Raw genomic sequence first — 1609 nt, forward strand, 5'->3', positions numbered from 1 at the left:
ATCGTCCATGAAAATCGTGAAATGGCAACTCAACTCTTAGAAGAAGGGTTTAAATACAGCGATGACTCCTATAAAACTATGTTTATCAAAGAGCACCCCATCGCCGTGGTGGATCGTGATGAAAAGGGTAATATAATCTATAAAATAGATGCGAATGGACAGTATATCAAAGACGCTCGTGGACAAAAAATCCCTAAGTTTCATTATTTAACGGATGAAGAAAAGCAGCATTTGCAAGAAGGCTCTGATGGCAAAGTGCATGTGTCCTTTAATGGCATCTTTACGCCACCCTATGAAGCTGCTGTTTATGCAGAGCAACATGCGGAGAATAAAAATGAACCGCTTTATTTTGTTGTGTTCCCAGAAGCCGATTCTGCTATTTCAGAACTTCTAGTCGCGGGCTATCAGAAGTTTATGGAAAATAACTTTTGGGGTTTGACCAATTCAACACAAGAAGCAAAAGATTTGATGTATAGCTATGGTCTTACAGGGTTAGAACTTTATGGACATAGTCGCGGGACGATGACATTGGGGAATATGCTGAATTCTTTCAAACAAGAAGGTGTTCACGGTATAGCCAACAACACGAATATCAATTTCTATGGACCAGCCTTTAATGTTTTAGTTGCATCCGGTCTGTTAGGTTATGTGAGTGATGGCAAACAAACCACTGTTGGCTTTGATGGGCATAGATATGACTTTGTAAGCAGAATTATTGGCGGCAATGGCTATACTTATGAGACAATACCTGCTGGTAGTAACGTTTTGACAGAATGGTGGAGAGTGGTCATGAATCCCATAAGCTCCCATACCTGTCTTGGAGATGTGGGGCGTATGTGCAGCATGCTTTACGGCTCATCCCATCGTGAACAAAAACCTTGAATTAAATAATGGAGTAAAAAATGAAACAAACTCTAAAGCTATTAGGTGCTGTAACTTTGTTAAGTATCACCGGATGTCAGTTTAATAAAACTCCCATATCTTCTATAGGGGCATGGGAAAAGCCAGGAGCAGATTTTACGGAGATAGGAAAAGCCTTGTTAGAATGCGGTATGCCAACCCCTTATGATAAGGATCCAGAAAGTAGAAAGCTCAGCTATAATGCAAATGCAACAATTGATGCTTGCATGCTCCAAGCGGGATTTCGCTATAAATATGATGTGGGGGGAGGCTGGTGTGGAAATCATAAAGCCGAAAACCTTCCGATTTGTCGTCCAGGCGCTGTTGTTCCACAGCGCAGTGTCAAGAAGCGCTTAAACAGCCCGTTTTGTAAAAAGCATCCAGAACAATATGAATGCTATCCTTAAGTCTTTCTTGTGATGATCAACAATCTGCCATCCTTGCCTTTGCTTGGAATGTCGGGATTGTTTTCTCAACCAATCATCTCAATATTGTTCACCGTTGTTTTAAGCAGCGGTGACAGGAAATATCAACAGGCTTTAGAGCCTTTTTATTGTAAATAAATCCATTGAAAGAGGGAAAAATGAAAAAAATCTTAAAACTATTGAGTTGTATAGCTCTGTTAAGTATCACTGGATGTGTTAACTCAATTCCCTCACTTTCTCCAGCATTATGGAGAAATAAAATACTTTTAGAATGTGGAGTACCG

The 1609-nt window shown here is 40.1% G+C and carries 2 protein-coding genes and 1 pseudogene; 2 read left to right on the top strand and 1 reads right to left on the bottom strand.

Going from position 1 to position 1609, the window contains the following annotated elements:
• A pseudogene (locus ACFIM8_RS09035) lies at positions 1–882 on the top strand (filamentous hemagglutinin); the annotation flags it as partial.
• Between the two features lie 20 nt (positions 883–902).
• Positions 903–1307 carry a hypothetical protein gene (locus ACFIM8_RS09040; protein ID WP_375614825.1) on the top strand — a complete coding sequence of 135 codons (405 nt, stop codon included), beginning with the start codon at positions 903–905 and terminating at the stop codon, positions 1305–1307.
• Positions 1308–1395: 88 nt separating this feature from the next.
• Here the strand turns inward: ACFIM8_RS09040 and ACFIM8_RS09045 are convergent.
• On the bottom strand, positions 1396–1609 hold a 214-nt coding region (locus ACFIM8_RS09045; RefSeq protein WP_375614826.1), incomplete at its 5' end, for a hypothetical protein.

The sequence above is a fragment of the Bartonella sp. AC535YNZD genome (assembly GCF_042196625.1).
Taxonomy (GTDB): Bacteria; Pseudomonadota; Alphaproteobacteria; order Rhizobiales; family Rhizobiaceae; genus Bartonella.